This window comes from Kitasatospora sp. NPDC057965 (assembly GCF_042887135.1).
In the GTDB taxonomy this organism is placed as follows: domain Bacteria; phylum Actinomycetota; class Actinomycetes; order Streptomycetales; family Streptomycetaceae; genus Kitasatospora.
Window position 1 is genome coordinate 1 of the sequence record NZ_JBHVPZ010000029.1, and the last position, 16,794, is coordinate 16,794.

The following is a 16,794-nucleotide window of genomic DNA, read 5'->3' on the forward strand; positions in this document are numbered from 1 at the left end:
GCCGATGGTACTGCAGGGGGGACCCTGTGGGAGAGTAGGACGCCGCCGAACAATTATTCAAAGCCGCGGCCCCCAGCGATTCGCTGGGGGCCGCGGCTTTTTTGCGTATGTGCGCAGGTGTGCACGACCGGTAGAACGGGACTTCCGCCCAGACGCGGGGGGTCTCCGGATGCCGGACAATGGAGATGGTGCACGGCCAGAAGGCCGGCGCCGAACCGCGTGAGGGCAGTGGTGTTGCCCGGTCCGCGGTGGAGATGAAGCAGCAGAAGGAGTCACCACGATGGCGAACCAGCCTCAGGACCGTCCCGAGCGTCGATCGGACGACGGCCGCGGGTACGAGCCCCGGTCTCGCGGGGGCTGGTCGAACGACCGCGGTCCGCGCCGCGACGACCGCCGCGATGACCGCCGTGACGACCGTGGCGGCGACCGCGGCGGCTTCCGTCGCGACGACCGCCCCTCGGGCGGCTACGGCCGTGACCGTGACGACCGCGGTGGCGACCGCGGCGGTTTCCGCCGTGACGACCGCCCGGGTGGTTACCAGGGTGGCGGCGACCGCGGCGACCGTGGCGGCTTCCGTCGCGACGACCGCCCCTCCGGTGGTTACGGCCGTGACCGTGACGACCGTGGCGGCGACCGCGGCGGTTTCCGCCGTGACGACCGCCCCTCCGGTGGCGGCTTCCGTCGCGACGACCGCCCCTCGGGTGGTTACGACCGCGGTGGCCGTGACGACCGCGGTGGTTTCCGTCGTGACGACCGTCCGGCCGGCGGCGGTTTCCGTCGCGATGACCGTCCGGGTGGGTTCCGTCGGGACGACCGTGACGACCGTCCGCGCCGTGACGACCGCCCGTCGGGTGGCGGTTTCCGCCGTGACGACCGCCCGGGTGGTTACCAGGGTGGCGGCGACCGTGGCGGCTTCCGTCGCGACGACCGCCCCTCGGGCGGCTACGGCCGTGACCGTGACGACCGCGGTGGCGACCGCGGCGGTTTCCGCCGTGACGACCGCCCCTCCGGTGGTGGCTTCCGTCGGGACGACCGGCCGGCCGGCGGCGGTTTCCGCCGTGACGACCGTCCGGGTGGGTTCCGTCGGGACGACCGTGACGACCGTCCGCGCCGTGACGACCGCCCCTCGGGCGGCTTCGACCGTGGCGGCCGTGACGACCGTGGCGGTTTCCGCCGTGACGACCGGCCGGCCGGTGGCGGTTTCCGTCGTGACGACCGTCCGGGTGGGTTCCGTCGGGACGACCGTGACGACCGTCCGCGCCGTGACGACCGTCCGTTCCGTGACCGTGACGACCGCGGTGGCGACCGCGGCGGTTTCCGCCGTGACGACCGCCCGGGTGGTTACCAGGGTGGCGGCGACCGCGGTGGCGACCGTGGCGGCTTCCGTCGCGACGACCGTGGTGGCCGTGACGACCGCGGTGGCTTCCGGGGTGGCCGTGACGACCGTGGCGGCGACCGTGGCGGTTTCCGTCGCGACGACCGCCCGTTGGGTGGCTACGACCGTGGCGGCCGTGACGACCGCGGTGGCTACCGCGGCGGGCGCGACGACCGGGGCGGCTACCGCGGTGGCCGTGACGAGCGCGGCGGCCGGGACCAGGACGACCGCCGGGGCAACTACGAGCCGGTCAAGCGCCTGCCGATCCCGGAGGACGTCACCGGTTTCGAGATCGACGCGGACGTCCGCCAGGAGCTCAAGAGCCTGCCCAAGACGCTCGCCGACGACGTCGCCCGCAACCTGGTGATGGTCGCCCGCCTGCTCGACAGCGAGCCGGAGGAGGCCTACCAGTACTCGCGTGTCGCGCTGCGGCTCGCCTCCCGCGTCGCCGCCGTCCGTGAGGCGGCCGGCTTCGCCTCGTACGTGACCCAGCGCTACTCCGAGGCGCTGACCGAGTTCCGCGCCGCCCGCCGGATGACCGGCCGGGTGGACCTGTGGCCGGTGATGGCCGACTGCGAGCGCGGCCTGGGCCGCCCGGAGCGGGCGCTGGCGATGGCCGGGGAGCCCGAGGTCAAGCAGCTGGACAAGGCCGGTCAGGTCGAGATGCGCCTGGTCGCGGCCGGTGCGCGCGGCGACATGGAGCAGTTCGACGCCGCCGTCGTGACCCTGCAGAGCCCCGAGCTGGCCTCGCCCGCCGTGCACCCGTGGACCGCGCGGCTGCGTTACGCCTACGCCGAGGCGCTGATCGCGGCCGGCCGCGGCGAGGAGGCCCGCGACTGGTTCGCCAAGGCCGCCGAGGCGGACACCGACGGCACCACCAACGCCTCCGAGCGTCTCGCGGAGATCGACGGCGTGGAGTTCGTGGACGCCCTCGACCCGGAGCTCGCCGAGGAGGAGGCCGAGCAGGCCGCCGAGCCGGCCAAGCGCAAGGGCGGCGAGGCCTCGGACGAGCAGGTCATCTTCGGCGAGGCCTCGGACGAGCAGGTCATCTTCGAGGACGACGAGGACGTCGAGGAGTACTACGACGAGGACGACCTCGAGATCGACGAGGACTTCGACGGCGTGGTCCCCGAGCGCGCCACCGACGCCGAGAAGGCCGAGCAGGCCGACGAGGCCGGTGAGTCCGGCAAGTAGGCGCCGGACCTGAGCACGAGTGAGGCCCTGCCGCGCCCCGGGAGATCCCGGAGGGCGGCAGGGCCTCACTGCGTTTCGGCCGGTCCGTGGCGGCGCCGGTCGGGCGGTGCGTCAGCCGAGTTCGAGGTTGCGCAGTACCAGCCCGGTGGCCGGCTTCGGCCCGAAGGAGGTCGACTTGCGCGGCATGGTGACGCCCTGTTCGGCGAGCCGGCGCACCACGCTCTCCCGCACCGGGTGCAGCAGGACGGCCGTTCCGCCGGTGCGGGCGGCCTCGCGTTCGGCGGCGTCCGCGGTGTGCAGGTAGCCGATGTCCTCGGGGCCGTCGGGGATCCGCCAGGTGTGGTCGAGCAGGGTGGCGTGCAGCACGGTGGCGTCCAGGTGGCGCCACTCCTCGGGCTTGTCGTGCGGCACGGTGGCGTCGAGCAGGGTCTCGTCGGGGTCGCCGACGAGCCGGTAGACGCCGTCCCCGCCGGTCAGCAGGAAGCCGCTGCCGCCGTGCCGCTTCTGCTCGGCGAGGGCCTGCAGCGCGGTTTCCAGCGGGCCGGGGACCTCCTTGACCCGCCACTGGTCGCCGAGCCGCTGCAGGGCCTCGGCGACCGGCAGCCGGTACAGCACCCGGTGGATGGCCCGCACCCGCAGCGGGTAGCGGGCGGTGTCGACCAGCAGCACCAGGCCGCGGTCCCAGGGGCTGCGCGGCAGGTGGCGGTGCTCGCGCTGGAGCCGCAGGTACATCTCCCAGCGGTGGTGGCCGTCGGCGATCAGCGCCCGGCAGGTGGCCAGGTCGCTGCCGACCTCGGCGATCTCGGCGTGCTCGGTGACCGCCCACAGCCGGTGGTGGGTGCCGTCGGAGGTGGTCGTGGTGAGCAGCGGTTCGCCGCGTACGGCGCGTTCGACGACGTCGGACGCCCCGCCGCCGCCGCGGTAGGTGAGCAGCAGCGGTTCGAGGTTGGCCCGGGTGGTGCGCATCAGGCCGACCCGGTCGGCGACCGGCCGGGGCATCACGTCCTCGTGGGGGAGGACGACGCCGGCCTCGCTGCCGCTGACCGCGAGGGCGCCGATGAGTCCGCGCTGCAGCAGTTCGGGGGTGTCGCCGGAGGCGGGCACGCGCTGCTCGTAGACGTAGAGGGCCGGCACCGGGTCGGCGGCCAGGACGCCCTCGCGCTGCCACTCGCGCAGCAGCCGGGCGGCGTGCCGGTAGCGGGTGTCGCGGTCGGGGCGGTCACCGGTGTCCTCGGGTTCGGGGCGCGGCAGGATCAGCCGGACGACGTTGTGCGGGTCGGCGGTCTCCAGGTCGAGCCGGCGGCCGGGGTCGACGACGTCGTAGGGCGGTGAGGTGACGGCGGCCAGGGCGCCGACCCGGTCGGGGACGTAGCGCAGGCCGCGGAAGGGGGACAGGGACAGACCTGCGGTGGCGACGCGCCCGGGATCGCCGGGGCCGCCGTGCGGAGACTCCGCTCCGCTTTCTGCACTGGGTGTGGTCATTCTGGGCATCGTAACCGGGTACGCGTTGTTCAGAGATCGGAACACCCGGGCCGGTCCGGTGGGCGGGTGTCGTGACCGAGGGCGAGGTGGCGCGTGGACGAGCGCGACGAGCGGGTGGACGACGGCGCCGGTGGCGGCGCTGGTGGGGGCCTCGGAGGGGCTGCCGGTGGGGACGGCGGCGTGCCGGAGCAGCGGCGGTCCGGGGAGCCGGTGGGTGACGTCTACGAGTGGTTCCGCCGGGGCGCGAAGCTGCTCGCCCAGGGCAACCCGGCGGCGGCCGAGCAGTTGCTGGCCCGGGCGGCCGCGGAGGAGCCGGCCTCGCGCAGCATCCGGGAGGCGCTCGCCCGGGCGCAGTTCGATGCGGGCTCGTACGCGGCGGCGCTGGAGAACTTCCGAGCGGTGGCCCTGGCCGATCCGTCGGACGACTACGCTCAGTTCGGGTGGGGTGTGGCGGCGGCCCGGCTGGGTGACTTCGAGACCTCCGCCGAGCACCTGGCGCTGGCCGTGGCGATGCGGCCGGAGACCGACCACTACCGGGCCGCGCTGCGGCAGACCCGGGCGACACTGGCGGCCCGGGCCGGGGCGTTCGGCCCACTGCTGCCGGGGGCGCCGGGGTACCTGGAGCCGCTGGCCGGGGAGCGGCCGCCGCCGCCGGGCCCGGCTTCCGGGCCGGAAGCCGGGAACCACGGCGGGCCCGGAGCCGACGGGTGAGCGGGACCGGCAGGACGGCTGAGCCCGGACGGCACCGGCGGAACCGGCGGCGCCGACAGCACCGACGAGCAGGACTGACGCGATGAGTGAGGTAGAGCAGGCATGACCGAGACGGCCACCACCGTGCGACGGACCGCCCCGGGCGGAAGCGAGCTGCCGCTGACCGAGGCGTACGACACGGCGCTGCTGGACCTCGACGGCGTGGTGTACGCCGGACCGAACGCCATCGACCACGCCGTGGACGCGCTGGCGGCGGCCCGCGCGGCCGGGATGCGGCTGGCGTACGTGACCAACAACGCCTCCCGCCCGCCCCGGGTGGTGGCCGCGCACCTGACCGAGCTGGGCGTGCCGGCCGAGCCGGCGGATGTGATCAACTCCGCGCAGGCGGCGGCCCGGGTGCTCGCCGAGAAGCTGCCGGCCGGGGCGAAGGTGCTGGTGGTGGGCGGTCTGGGGCTGGAGGAGGCGCTGGCCGAGCGCGGCCTGGTCACCGTCCGGACGCTGGCCGAGGAGCCGCTGGCGGTGGTCCAGGGCTTCGACGCCTCGGTGGGCTGGGCACAGCTGGCGGAGGCCTCCTACGCGGTGCAGTCGGGGCTGCCGTGGGTGGCGTCCAACACCGATGTGACGGTGCCGACCGCGCGCGGCATAGCGCCGGGCAACGGGATGCTGGTGGCGGCCGTCCGGGCGGCGACCGGGGTGGAGCCGGAGGTGGCGGGCAAGCCGCTGCCGCCGATGCACCGGGAGACGGTGCTGCGGACGGGCGCGAAGCGGCCGCTGGTGGTCGGCGACCGGCTGGACACCGACATCGAGGGCGCGTTCAACGGCGGCGTGGACAGCCTGCTGGTCTTCACCGGGGTGACGACGGCGGCGCAGCTGCTGGCGGCCCCGGCCGAGCACCGGCCGACCTATCTGGCGGAGGACCTGCGGGGGCTGCTGACCGGGCACGCGCCGGTCACGGCGCGCCCGGACGGCGGGTTCGCCTGCGGCGGGTTCGTCGCGGCGGCGCAGGACGGCGTGCTGCGGCTGGAGGGTGTCGGGGCGGACCGCTGGGACGGGCTGCGGGCGCTTTGCGCGGCGGCGTGGACGGCGCTGGACGCGAACGGCGAGCCGGTGGACGGCCGGAAGACGCTGGCCGAGCTGGGGTTCTAGAAACCCCGGGAGAATCCCGGGAGAGCCCGGGGAGAACCGGGGACCGGTCGGGTCAGAGCAGGGTGCGCAGCCGCAGCAGATCGCGGAAGCCGGCCTCCAGCCTGACCCGTCCGGTCGCCCAGGCGGACGCGAAGTTGAGCCGGCCGCCGACCAGGGCGAGCAGGTCGTCGCTGCTCATGGTGAGCCGGATGTCGGCCTTCCCGGCGGGGCTGCCGGGGGCCTCTTCGAGGTCCTGGATGCTGCCCTCGCGCAGTCGCCCGGTGAAGGTGAGGTCGAGGTCGGTGATCCGGCAGCTGAGCGAGCGGTCCAGCTCGGCGGCCTTGCGGACGTCACCGGTGGCCTTGGCGAGGTTGCGGCTGAGCTGCTCCAGTGCCTCGCGGCACTCCTCGGCGTCGGCCATGGCGGCGGATCCCCTCCTTCGACGGGCCGCGGCGTTGCGGCCGGACGGCCGGGCCCGGCGGCCGTGACTGCCGGGCCACGGTACCGCAGGACGTGTTTGGCGGTAGCGTCGTCCGTGGGATGCCCGGATCCGTCCGGGCGTCGAGGCGACGGAACGATGCGCGCAGGCGAATGGGAGGCACCCGGATGCTGCCGAGGACGGTGCGAGGAGCGGTGGCGGCCGCGGCCGTGCTGGTGGAGGAGGTCGGCAAGCGGGTCGTCGGGACGGCGGCCGGTCTGCTGGAGAAGGGCGGGATCGACGTCGCCGAGGTGGAGCGCCGGCTGGGCGGGCAGTTCCCGCCGTCGGCGCGGTCGCTCCAGACGCTGGCCGAGGAGGCGGTGACCGCCGGCCGGGCCGGGGTGGACCTCGCGGTGGGGGTGGCGCGCGGTGAGGTCGAGAAGGCCTTCGAGCGGGTCGGCGACCAGGTGACCAAGGTGGGCGTGGTGCTGGCCTACCTGGAGAACAAGCTGCGCGAGGTCGAGGAGGACGACGCGGCGGGCCGGGAGGGGGCCGCGCCGGCCGCGCCCGCGCCCCGGGCCGGCGGGCTGTTCGAGGACGGCTGGGAGCGGGAGACGGCGGGCTCGGCGGAGGCGGAGCGGATAGCGGTGGACGAGCCGGTGGAGGTCGACCCGCCGGTGCCGCCGGCCGCTCCGGTGGTGTCCGCGGCTCCGGAGACGCCGGAAGCCCCGGCTCCGGCCCCGGCTCCGGCGAAGAAGGCCGCGGCGAAGAAGCCGGCCGCCGCGAAGCGGACGGCGGCGCAGGAGCAGCCCGCGAAGCCCGCGAAGAAGGCGGCCGTGAAGAAGACGGCCGTCAAGAAGACCGCGACCGCCAAGCGGACCACCGCCGCGAAGAAGACCGCGGAGGCCGCCGGTCAGGACCAGCCGCCCGCCAAGCGGACCGCGACCAGGAAGACCACCGTCCGCCGGACCACCACGAAGAAGCCCGATGCCTGATCCCGAGAACCCGGCCGGGCCCGTGCCGGACCCCCTCCAGGAGATCGTCCCCCTGCCCGTTCCCGGCACCGGCGAGCCGCTGCCGCTGGGCGTCGACCTGAGCCCGACCGGTCACCCCGAGGTGGACGCCGGCCTGGCCCGGCTGGAGGCGCTGGACGGGGTGCCCACCGACGCGCACGTCGCCGTGTACGAAGATGTCCATCGGCGGCTGGCCGACACGCTGGCCGCCCTCGACCGGGACTGACCGGGCGAAGCACAACCATCCGTAGGAGCTGAAACACCAGTGGCAGTGGCACGACGCCGACTCGACGCGGAGCTGGTCCGCCGCAAGCTGGCCCGGTCGCGGGAGCACGCCTCCGAGCTGATCGCGGCCGGCCGGGTGACCGTCGGCGGGACCACCGCGACCAAGCCGGCCACCCAGGTGGAGACCTCGGCGGCGGTCGTGGTGGCCAAGGACGAGAACGACCCCGACTACGTCTCGCGCGGCGGCCACAAGCTCGCCGGGGCGTTCGCGGCGTTCGTCCCGCAGGGCCTGGTCGTCGAGGGCCGCCGGGCGCTGGACGCGGGCGCGTCCACCGGCGGGTTCACCGATGTGCTGCTGCGCTCCGGCGCCGCGCACGTGCTGGCGGTGGACGTCGGCTACGGGCAGCTGGCCTGGTCGCTGCAGAGCGACGAGCGGGTCACCGTGATGGACCGCACCAACGTCCGCGAGCTGACCCTGGACATGATCGGCGGCACCCCGGTCGACCTGGTGGTCGGCGACCTGTCGTTCATCTCGCTGGGCCTGGTGCTGCCCGCGCTGGCCGGCTGCGCCGCCGAGGACGCGGACCTGGTGCTGATGGTCAAGCCGCAGTTCGAGATCGGCAAGGAGCGGCTGGGCAGCGGCGGGGTGGTGCGCAGCCCGCAGCTGCGCGCCGAGATGGTGCGCCAGGTGGCGGGGCAGGCGTGGGAGCTCGGACTGGGCGTGCGGGCGGTCACCGCGAGCCCCCTGCCCGGGCCGTCCGGAAATGTCGAGTACTTCCTGTGGATGCGCCGGGACGCGCCGCCGCTGGACCTGGCGGATGTGGACCGGGCTGTTGCCGAAGGCCCCCGATAGGGTGCTCTGCGGACGTCCGGTCCGTCATGCTGGGTGGCGCGGCCGTACCGGGCCGACGGGGACCCGGACGGCGTAGGGAGAGGGCAGCGGGCATGAGTGATGAACGTACGGTCTTCCTGATCGCTCACACGGGCCGTGAGGCGGCCCTGCGCAGCGTCGAAGGACTGGTGCACGGTCTGCTCAAGGCGGGGATCCGGATCAGACTGCTGGCCGCCGAGGCGGTCGACCTGGACCTGCCGGACGGGGTGGAGACGGTCGCCGGGGGTCCGGGGGCGGCGGACGGCTGTGAGCTGATCCTGGTCGCGGGCGGGGACGGGACGCTGCTGCGTGGCGCCGAGCTGGCGCGCGAGCACGGCCTGCCGATGCTCGGCATCAACCTGGGCCGGGTCGGCTTCCTGGCCGAGGCCGAGCGGGACGACCTGGCGGTGGTGGTCGAGCGGGTTGTCGACGCCGACTACGAGGTCGAGGAGCGGATGACCCTCGATGTGATCGTCCGCACCAACGGCGACGTGGTGCACCACGACTGGGCGCTCAACGAGGCCTCGATAGAGAAGGCTTCCCGGGAGCGGATGCTGGAGGTGGTGACCGAGGTGGACGGCCGTCCGGTCTCCAACTTCGGCTGCGACGGGGTGGTGTGCGCGACGCCCACCGGGTCGACCGCGTACGCGTTCTCCGGCGGCGGGCCGGTGGTCTGGCCGGAGGTGGAGGCGCTGCTGATGGTGCCGATCAGCGCGCACGCGCTGTTCGCCCGGCCGCTGGTGACCTCGCCGGACTCGGTGTTGGCGGTGGAGGTGCAGCCGAAGACCCCGCACGGGGTGCTCTGGTGCGACGGCCGGCGTTCGGTGGAACTGCCCGCCGGGGCGCGGGTGGAGGTTCGCCGGGGGCAGACGCCGGTGCGGCTGGCCCGGCTGCACCGGGCGCCGTTCACCGACCGGCTGGTGGCGAAGTTCGCGCTCCCGGTGACCGGGTGGCGCGGCCGCACGGACAGCCACTGACCGACCCGGCCCGACCGTTCGATCGTCCGACAGCCTGACGGTCCGACCGTTCGGCCGTCCGACAGCCTGACGGTCCGACGGTCCGACAGCCCCCGACGGTCCGCCGGACCCGTCAGACCGCCAGGGGCTGGGTGTCGTCGGCGCCCTGCCAGCGGCCCTCCTGCTCGGCCCGGGCGGCGACCTCGGCCAGCCGGCGGACGGCGTCCGGCACGGCCGGGGCGGCCACCGTGAGCGGGATCCGGATGTGGTGCTCGAACGCGCCGTCGGAGCCGAACCGGTTCCCGGCGGCGATCCGGACCCCGGCGCGTTCGCCGGCCCGGGCCAGGGCCGCCCCGGACACCCCGCCGGTGCCGACCCAGAGCGACAGCCCGCCCGGCGGCACGGTGAACCGCCAGTGCGGCAGCCGTTCCCGCAGGGCGGCGTCCAGCGCCTCGGCGGTGTCCCGCAGCCGGGTCAGCTGGTGGGCGCGGACCGCCGGGAGGTGCGTGGTCAGCAGCTCGGCGGCGATCAGCTGGTCCAGGACCGGCGCGCCGACGTCGCTGTAGACCCGGGCGCCGGCCAGCCGGCGGACCAGGGCGGGCGCGGCGCGCACCCAGCCGATCCGCAGGCCGCCCCAGAGCAGCTTGCCGGCCGAGCCGACCGTGACCACCTGGGCGGCGCGGTCCAGGGCGGCCGTGGGGCGGGGCGGGGTGACGCCCTCGGGCAGGCCCCAGCCGAGCTCGGCGGTGGTCTCGTCGGCCAGCACGACGGTGCCGGCGGAGCGGGCGGCGGCGAGCAGCTCGCGCCGCTGCTCCTCGTCGATCAGCGCGCCGGTGGGGTTGTGGAAGTCGGGGACCACGTAGGCGGCCTTGGGCGCGGCCCCGCTCAGCACCCTCCGCCACTCGGCGAGGTCCCAGTGGAAGCCGCGGGTGAGCGGGACGGGCACCAGCCGGGCCTCGGCGAGCCGCAGGGCCTGCAGGGTGTGCGCGTAGCTGGGTGCCTCGACGGCGACCCGGTCGCCGCGGCCGAGCAGGACCTGGCGCACCAGGTGCAGGGCGCCCATCGCGCCGATGGTGATCAGGATCTGGTCGGGGGTGGTCGGCAGTCCGCGCTCGGTGAAGCGGCGGGCCACCGCCTCGCGCAGCACCGGGACGCCGGTGGGGTAGTGGCCGTGCCCGGCGGCGTACGCGGGCAGCTGCTCGACGGCGCGGGCGGCGGCGGTCGAGAGGAAGGGCTGCGGTGCGGGCAGCGCGGCGACGCCGAGGTCCAGGACGCGGCCCTGCTCGTCCGGCGGCACCGGGTGCAGGGCGTCGCTGGGCGGGGCCGAGCCCTCGGGCAGCGCGGTCCAGCTGCCGGAGCCGCGGCGGCTGCGCAGGTACCCGTCCGCCCGCAGGGCCTCGTAGGCGGTGGCCACGGTGGTGCGGCTGAGCCGCAGGGCGAGGGCCAGCTCGCGTTCGGCGGGCAGCCGGGCGCCGACCGGCAGCCGGCCCTCGGAGACCAGCAGCCGGACCTGCGCGGCCAGCGTGCGGTAGGCGGGGCGGCGGGCGGCGCCGGGGGGATCGGGCAGCCGCGCGGTGGAGAGCAGCCGGGCGAGCGCCGGGGACGTCACGGTGGTCTGCCAGTCGGCCAAGGCTCATCAGTCCACTTGCTGGGGATTGGCCCTGTCGTGGGCCGTATTGGCCTGGCCATCATGGCAGGGCGGCCATCGAGTCCGCCACCATCGGGGCCGTGTGTCGCGATGGTGCAGCACCACCTGCCGGAGATTCCATGGCCACCCCCGCGAGCACCCGCCCGTCCCCGTCCCCGTCCCCGTCCCCGTCGCTGTCCTCCTCCCCGTCCGCCGCAGCTCCCGGGCGGCCGGGTCTCGCCGTCCGCGTGCTGGGCGACACCCACGCGCTGGGCCGCCGGGTGCCGCAGCTGTTCGTCGGCCTCGCCCTCTACGGGGCCAGCATGGGCCTGATGCTCCGCTCCGGACTCGGCCTGGACCCCTGGGACGTCTTCCACCAGGGCCTGCAGGGCACCGTCGGGCTCTCGGTGGGCGCCTGGGTGACCATCTGCGGCGCGCTGGTGCTGCTGCTGTGGATACCGCTGCGCCAGCGGCCGGGCCTCGGCACGGTCGCCAACGTGCTGGTGATCGGCGCCGCGATGGACGCCACCGTGCGCGTCGTCGACGCCCCCGGGGCACTGCCGGCGCGGATCGCCCTGATGGTCGGCGCGATCGTGCTCAACGGCCTGGCCACCGGCCTCTACATCGGCGCCCGGCTCGGCCCGGGCCCGCGCGACGGCCTGATGACCGGCCTGCACCGGCGCACCGGCCGCTCGCTGCGGCTGATCCGCACCGGCATCGAGCTGACCGTGCTGGCCGCGGGCGTCCTGCTCGGCGGCACGGTCGGGGTGGGCACCGTCGCCTACGCGCTGGCCATCGGCCCGCTCGCGCAGTTCTTCCTGCCCTGGTGCACGGTTCCCGCCCCGGGCTCCGGCGCGGCGCCCGTCGCAGGCCCCGTCGGGGGCCGGGGAACCACGGCCGCGGACTCCCGGAACGGATGAACTTCGCGGCACGGAGTTGCCGCGCGCCGTTGTCGCTCGTCGCGCGGCGGGGGCGGAACCTCGTAAGGTCGTCTCCGTGTTGGACGAGATGCGGATACGGGATCTTGGGGTCATCGACGACGCGGTCGTCGAGCTGGCCCCCGGCTTCACCGCCGTGACCGGCGAGACCGGCGCCGGCAAGACCATGGTGGTGACCAGCCTCGGCCTGCTGCTCGGCGGGCGCGCCGACCCGGGCCTGGTGCGCAACGGCAGCGCCCGCGCGGTCGTCGAGGGGCGCCTCGAACTGCCCGCCGGCTCGCCGGTGGCCGCCCGGGCCGTGGAGGCCGGCGCGGAACTGGACGACGGCGCGCTGCTGATCAGCCGGACCGTCTCCGCCGAGGGGCGCTCGCGCGCCCACGTCGGCGGCCGGTCCGTTCCGGTCGGCCTGCTCGCCGAACTCGGCGAGGACCTCATCGCCGTGCACGGCCAGACCGACCAGCAGCGGCTGCTGCGCCCGGCCCGCCAGCGCGGCGCCCTGGACCGGTACGCGGGCGAGTCCGTGGCCGAGCCGCTGGCCCGCTACCGCGAGGTCCACCGGCGGCTGCGCGAGGTCTCCGCCACCCTGGAGGAGCTGACCACCCGGGCCCGTGAGCGCGCCCAGGAGGCCGACCTGCTGCGCTTCGGCCTCGACGAGGTCGCCGCCGCCGAGCCGGTGGCCGGCGAGGACGAGGAGCTGTCCGCCGAGGCCGAGCGGCTCGGCCACGCCGACGCGCTCTCCTCCGCCGCCACCCTGGCGCACGCCGCGCTGGCCGGCGACCCGGCCGACCCGGAGGCGCTGGACGCGGGCACCCTGCTCGGCCAGGCCCGCCGCGCCCTGGACGCCGTCCGCCACCACGACGAGCGGCTCGCCGCCCTCGCCGACCGGCTGAACGAGGTGGGCTACCTGCTCGCCGACGTCGCCGGCGACCTGGCCGGCTACGCCGACGACCTGGACGCCGACCCGGTGCGCCTGGCCGCCGTCGAGGACCGCCGGGCCGTCCTGGCCCAGCTGCTGCGCAAGTACGGCGGCCCGGAGAACACCCTCGCCGAGGTGATCGCCTGGGCCGAGACCGGAGCCGCGCGGCTCGCCGAGCTGGACGGGGACGACGACCGGATCGACGAGCTCGGCGCCCAGGAGACCCTGCTGCGCGCCGAGTTGGCCGACCTCGCGGCGGAGGTGTCGGCGGCCCGGCAGGGCGCCGCCGGACGCTTCGCGCAGGCCGTCTCCGCAGAACTCGCCGAGCTGGCCATGCCGCACGCCCGGGTCACCTTCGCGATCAGCCAGGTCGACGACCTGTCCGGGATCGAGATCGAGGGCCGCACCGTCGCCTACGGCCCGCACGGCGTGGACGAGGTCGAGGTGCTGCTGGCCCCGCACCCGGGTGCCCAGCCCCGGCCGATCGCCAAGGGCGCCTCGGGCGGCGAGCTGTCCCGGGTGATGCTCGCCGTCGAGGTGGTCTTCGCCGGCGCGGACCCCGTCCCCACCTACCTGTTCGACGAGGTGGACGCGGGCGTCGGCGGCAAGGCCGCGGTCGAGATCGGCCGCCGGCTCGCCAAGCTGGCCGAGAGCGCCCAGGTCGTCGTGGTCACCCACCTTCCGCAGGTGGCGGCCTTCGCCGACCGCCACCTGGTGGTCGAGAAGACCAACGACGGCACCGTGACCCGCAGTGGTGTCAAGGTGCTCAACGACGAGGAGCGGGTGCGCGAGCTCTCCCGGATGCTGGCCGGCCTGGAGGACTCCGAGCTCGGCCGGGCGCACGCCGAGGAACTGCTCGCCGCCGCCCGCTCCCCCCGCAGGCGCTAGCCCGCAACCGTTCCGGCCCCGGCCCGGAGCCGGTCCGCGGGGGCGGCCCTCGCGGACCGGCCACGACGCGCCCCACCGGGGGCGCCGACTGTCCAAGAGGGCCGCCGACCTGGCATGGTGGCCGCTGGACACTGGCCTCCCTGTCCCGAGCGCCGCCGGCGGGAAACCCCCGCCCGGGGCGCGCGTAGCTGATCGAGTCGGATGCGAGACGACGTGGACCATTCCGCCGCCCGGGCCGCCGCGGCCACCCCCGAACCGGGGCAGCTGCACGTGGTCCTCGTCCTGGCCGCCAGTACCGGCGGCATCGGTGCGCATGTGCGCTCGCTGGCACAGGGCCTGGTCGCGCACGGAGTGACCGTCACGGTCTGCGCCCCCGCCGACGCGGACGCGCTGTTCGGTTTCTCCCGCACCGGCGCCCGGTTCCACCTCGTCGACATCACCCCGACGGCGGGCGCCCGCAGCGACGCCACCGCCATCGGCGAGCTGCGCCGCGCCTTCACCGGCGCCGACGTGGTGCACGCCCACGGCCTGCGCGCCGCGCTGCTGTCCGACCTCGCGCTGCGCACCGCCGGCCGCTTCCCGGGCCTGCGTCCGGAGACGCCGCTGGTGGTCACCGCGCACCACGCGCTGCTCGCCACCGGCATGGAGCGCCGGCTCCAGCGGCTGATGGAGCGCCGGGTGGCGCGCGCCGCCGACCTCGTGCTCGGCGCCTCCTCGGACCTGGTGGCCCGGGCGCGGGAGCTCGGCGCCACGGACGCCCGGCTCGGCCCGGTCGCCGCCCCGCCGATGCCCGAGGGCCGGCTGGAGCGGGCCCGGGCCCGGGCCGCGCTGCTCGGCGCGGGGCCGGACCGCCCGGTGGTCCTGGCGGCCGGCCGGCTCGTCCCGCAGAAGGCGTTCGGGGTGCTGCTGGACGCGACCCGGGAGCTGTCCACGCTGTCCCCGCAGCCGCTGCTGGTGGTCGCCGGGGACGGCCCGGAGGCCGCCGGGCTGCGCGAGCGGGTGGCCGCCGAGAAGCTGCCGGTGCGGCTGCTCGGCTACCGCACCGACGTGCCCGACCTGCTGGCCGCCGCCGACGTGCTGGTGGTCTCCAGCCGCTGGGAGGCCCGTTCGCTGGTGGTCCAGGAGGCGATGCGGGCGGGCGTGCCGGTGGTCGCCACGGCCGTCGGCGGCATCCCGGAACTGGTCGGCGACGCCGCCGTGCTGGTCCCGTCCGGGGACCCGGCCGCGCTCGGCCGGGCGGTGCGCGAGCTGCTGGCCGACCCGGCGCGCCGCGAGCGCCTGGTGGCGGCCGGCCGGCAGCAGGCGGAGACCTGGCCGGACGAGGCCGCCACCGTCGCCCAGGTGCTCAGCACCTACGACGAACTGGTGCAGCGCAACCGGTAGGCCCCGGGGCCCGGCGCCGACACGGCCGGAACACACCGCGTCGGCCTCCCCCGGGAGAGCGCTCTTCGGTGGCACGATGCCCCCCGGCGGAACGGCGTTCCGCGTGGGACGTGAGTCCCCGTCATCCACTTTTCGGGGGGAAAGCGGTATGTGGATTTCCTTGCTGCCGGAAACCGTGCGGCCGGGCGAACGGTTCGACTGGTTCAACGACACGGTCGCGCAGACGGTGATGCCGACGGTGATGCCGACGGTGATGAGCCCGGAACCGTCCGCCGAGTTCCGCGCCGAGGCCGAGATGCTGGACCTGGGATCGGTGCGAATGGCCCGGTTCGCCTTCTCACCGCTGCGCTCGCGGCGGACACCGGCCCTGATCCGGCGCGGTGACCCGGAGCAGTACCAGCTGGCGCTGATCCGCGGGGGCGCCGCGGTGCTGTCCCAGTCGGGCAACGAGAACCGGATCGGGGCCGGCGAGTTCGTGCTCTGGGACACCTCGCGCCCGTCCGACACCCGGATCCTGCCCGGACCCGGCCCGGTCCGGCTGACGATGCTGCAGTTCCCGCACACCCTGCTCCCGCTGCCCGGCCGGCGCCTGGAACGACTGCTGGCCGGGCGGCTCGCCGGCGGAAGCGGGGTCGCGGCCGTGCTGACGAACTTCCTCGACTGCCTGGAGGCGCACGGCGACGGCTGCGAGGTGGCGGAGCTGCGCAGGCTGGGCGCGGTCGCGGCGGAACTCGCCGGAGCCCTGCTCGCCCAGCGGCTCGACGCCGCAGGGCAGCTGCCCGCCGAGGTCCGGGCCCGGGTGCTGGTGGAGCGCGTCCGCTCCTTCATCGAGGACAACCTCGGCGATCCGCAGCTGACCCCGGGCGCCATCGCCGCGCGGCACAACATCTCGCTGCGCAGCCTCCACCAGTTGTTCCGCTCGCACGATGCGCAGCCGGACACCGTCCACGCCTGGATCCGCCGCCGGCGGCTGGAGCGCTGTCGCGAGGACCTCGGGAGCACCCGGCTCCACACGTACCCGGTGCAGGTGATCGCCGCTCGCTGGGGGTTCAGCAGCGCGACCGTCTTCAGCCGGACGTTCCGCCAGGCCTACGGGCTCACTCCCACCGAGTTCCGGGGGCTGAGCCTCGCCGGGGCCATCGCGCCGAACGTCGAGGATCCCCGCGCGGAGCGCACATCTGTACGAACGCCCGCTTCCTAATCTCGAAGTCGTGTCCGGGCGGTGAAGTCCGACGGACCACAACAGGACATCGAACGAACGGAGTCGGAAACATGCTGAAGAAGAGGATCGTCCAGGTGGTCGCGGCCACCGCTGCGGTGGCGGCGTTCGGGCTGTTCAGCGCCTCCTCGGCGAGTGCCGCCAACGCGACGTGCGAGAGCTGGGGCGGTATCTGCACCTCCGCCAGCATCGGGTCCAACAGCAACCACGAGGTCTGCTTCTCGGGTACGCACAAGGCACTGTCGTACTGGGGCCGTGCGGAGCTGTGGGACGCCGACACGGGCGTGCTGGTCGGCTCCTTCCCCACCAACCCGACCGAGACGAAGAGCAAGTGCGTCGGCGGCCTCTACGGCAGCCACTACTACGAGCGCGGCACCGGCGGCTACTTCAAGGGCATGGTCTGGAACTGACCCGTCGCGCCACGGGGCCGTGCGGTGCTCCGACCCGCCACCG

Annotated in this window: 15 protein-coding genes and 1 pseudogene; 13 read left to right on the forward strand and 3 right to left on the reverse strand. The window is 75.4% G+C overall.

Annotated elements, in window-relative coordinates; all coding sequences use genetic code 11:
- Positions 1-262: 262 nt before the first annotated feature.
- Both ACFVVU_RS30265 and ACFVVU_RS30270 read left to right on the forward strand, forming a co-directional pair.
- Positions 263-1,615, forward strand: a pseudogene (locus ACFVVU_RS30265) (hypothetical protein); the annotation flags it as partial.
- An 18-nt stretch (positions 1,616-1,633) separates the two neighbouring features.
- A complete protein-coding gene (locus ACFVVU_RS30270) occupies positions 1,634-2,569 on the forward strand; it encodes a hypothetical protein (RefSeq protein ID WP_387793508.1) in 936 nt (311 codons plus the stop codon).
- 111 nt (positions 2,570-2,680) lie between these two features.
- On the opposite strand, the gene ACFVVU_RS30275 is transcribed toward ACFVVU_RS30270, so the two are convergent.
- Positions 2,681-4,051, reverse strand: a complete 1,371-nt coding sequence (locus ACFVVU_RS30275) for a DUF1015 family protein (RefSeq protein WP_380682028.1) — start codon at positions 4,049-4,051, stop codon at positions 2,681-2,683.
- 93 nt (positions 4,052-4,144) lie between these two features.
- Between ACFVVU_RS30275 and ACFVVU_RS30280 the strand changes: the two genes are divergently transcribed.
- Both ACFVVU_RS30280 and ACFVVU_RS30285 read left to right on the forward strand, forming a co-directional pair.
- On the forward strand, positions 4,145-4,762 hold the full coding sequence (locus tag ACFVVU_RS30280; protein ID WP_387793432.1) for a tetratricopeptide repeat protein: 618 nt from the start codon (positions 4,145-4,147) through the stop codon (positions 4,760-4,762).
- 102 nt (positions 4,763-4,864) lie between these two features.
- Positions 4,865-5,908 carry an HAD-IIA family hydrolase gene (locus ACFVVU_RS30285; protein WP_387793433.1) on the forward strand — a complete coding sequence of 348 codons (1,044 nt, stop codon included), beginning with the start codon at positions 4,865-4,867 and terminating at the stop codon, positions 5,906-5,908.
- A gap of 52 nt (positions 5,909-5,960) precedes the next feature.
- Here ACFVVU_RS30285 and ACFVVU_RS30290 read toward each other — a convergent pair whose 3' ends face one another.
- The gene (locus ACFVVU_RS30290; protein ID WP_355374159.1) at positions 5,961-6,308 is read right to left on the reverse strand and encodes an SCP2 sterol-binding domain-containing protein; all 348 of its coding nucleotides are present in this window, start codon (positions 6,306-6,308) and stop codon (positions 5,961-5,963) included.
- Positions 6,309-6,493: 185 nt separating this feature from the next.
- On the opposite strand from ACFVVU_RS30290, the gene ACFVVU_RS30295 reads away from it, so the two are divergent.
- The 4 genes from ACFVVU_RS30295 to ACFVVU_RS30310 all read left to right on the forward strand — a co-directional run bounded on the left by ACFVVU_RS30295 (position 6,494) and on the right by ACFVVU_RS30310 (position 9,391).
- Complete coding sequence (locus tag ACFVVU_RS30295; RefSeq protein ID WP_387793434.1) at positions 6,494-7,300, forward strand: hypothetical protein; 807 nt, start codon at positions 6,494-6,496, stop codon at positions 7,298-7,300.
- The gene (locus ACFVVU_RS30300) at positions 7,293-7,544 is read left to right on the forward strand and encodes a hypothetical protein (protein ID WP_380682024.1); all 252 of its coding nucleotides are present in this window, start codon (positions 7,293-7,295) and stop codon (positions 7,542-7,544) included. Before ACFVVU_RS30295 ends, ACFVVU_RS30300 begins: the two co-directional genes overlap by 8 nt.
- Positions 7,545-7,589: 45 nt before the next feature.
- Positions 7,590-8,396: a TlyA family RNA methyltransferase gene (locus tag ACFVVU_RS30305; RefSeq protein ID WP_355374185.1), complete on the forward strand. Its 807-nt coding sequence runs from the start codon at positions 7,590-7,592 to the stop codon at positions 8,394-8,396.
- A gap of 92 nt (positions 8,397-8,488) precedes the next feature.
- Positions 8,489-9,391 carry an NAD kinase gene (locus tag ACFVVU_RS30310; RefSeq protein WP_355374151.1) on the forward strand — a complete coding sequence of 301 codons (903 nt, stop codon included), beginning with the start codon at positions 8,489-8,491 and terminating at the stop codon, positions 9,389-9,391.
- 112 nt (positions 9,392-9,503) lie between these two features.
- On the opposite strand, the gene ACFVVU_RS30315 is transcribed toward ACFVVU_RS30310, so the two are convergent.
- Positions 9,504-11,000: a PLP-dependent aminotransferase family protein gene (locus ACFVVU_RS30315; RefSeq protein WP_387793435.1), complete on the reverse strand. Its 1,497-nt coding sequence runs from the start codon at positions 10,998-11,000 to the stop codon at positions 9,504-9,506.
- Positions 11,001-11,137: 137 nt separating this feature from the next.
- Here ACFVVU_RS30315 and ACFVVU_RS30320 point away from each other — a divergent pair, with 137 nt between their 5' ends.
- The 5 genes from ACFVVU_RS30320 (at position 11,138) to ACFVVU_RS30340 (ending at position 16,751) form a co-directional block, all read left to right on the forward strand.
- Positions 11,138-11,917: a YitT family protein gene (locus ACFVVU_RS30320; protein WP_387793436.1), complete on the forward strand. Its 780-nt coding sequence runs from the start codon at positions 11,138-11,140 to the stop codon at positions 11,915-11,917.
- Positions 11,918-12,005: 88 nt separating this feature from the next.
- Positions 12,006-13,739 carry a DNA repair protein RecN gene (recN, locus tag ACFVVU_RS30325; RefSeq protein ID WP_387793509.1) on the forward strand — a complete coding sequence of 578 codons (1,734 nt, stop codon included), beginning with the start codon at positions 12,006-12,008 and terminating at the stop codon, positions 13,737-13,739.
- Positions 13,740-13,952: 213 nt separating this feature from the next.
- Positions 13,953-15,122 carry a glycosyltransferase family 4 protein gene (locus ACFVVU_RS30330; protein WP_387793437.1) on the forward strand — a complete coding sequence of 390 codons (1,170 nt, stop codon included), beginning with the start codon at positions 13,953-13,955 and terminating at the stop codon, positions 15,120-15,122.
- 148 nt (positions 15,123-15,270) lie between these two features.
- On the forward strand, positions 15,271-16,323 hold the full coding sequence (locus ACFVVU_RS30335; RefSeq protein ID WP_387793438.1) for a helix-turn-helix domain-containing protein: 1,053 nt from the start codon (positions 15,271-15,273) through the stop codon (positions 16,321-16,323).
- Positions 16,324-16,394: 71 nt separating this feature from the next.
- Positions 16,395-16,751, forward strand: a complete 357-nt coding sequence (locus ACFVVU_RS30340) for a hypothetical protein (RefSeq protein WP_380682019.1) — start codon at positions 16,395-16,397, stop codon at positions 16,749-16,751.
- Positions 16,752-16,794 lie beyond the last annotated feature (43 nt).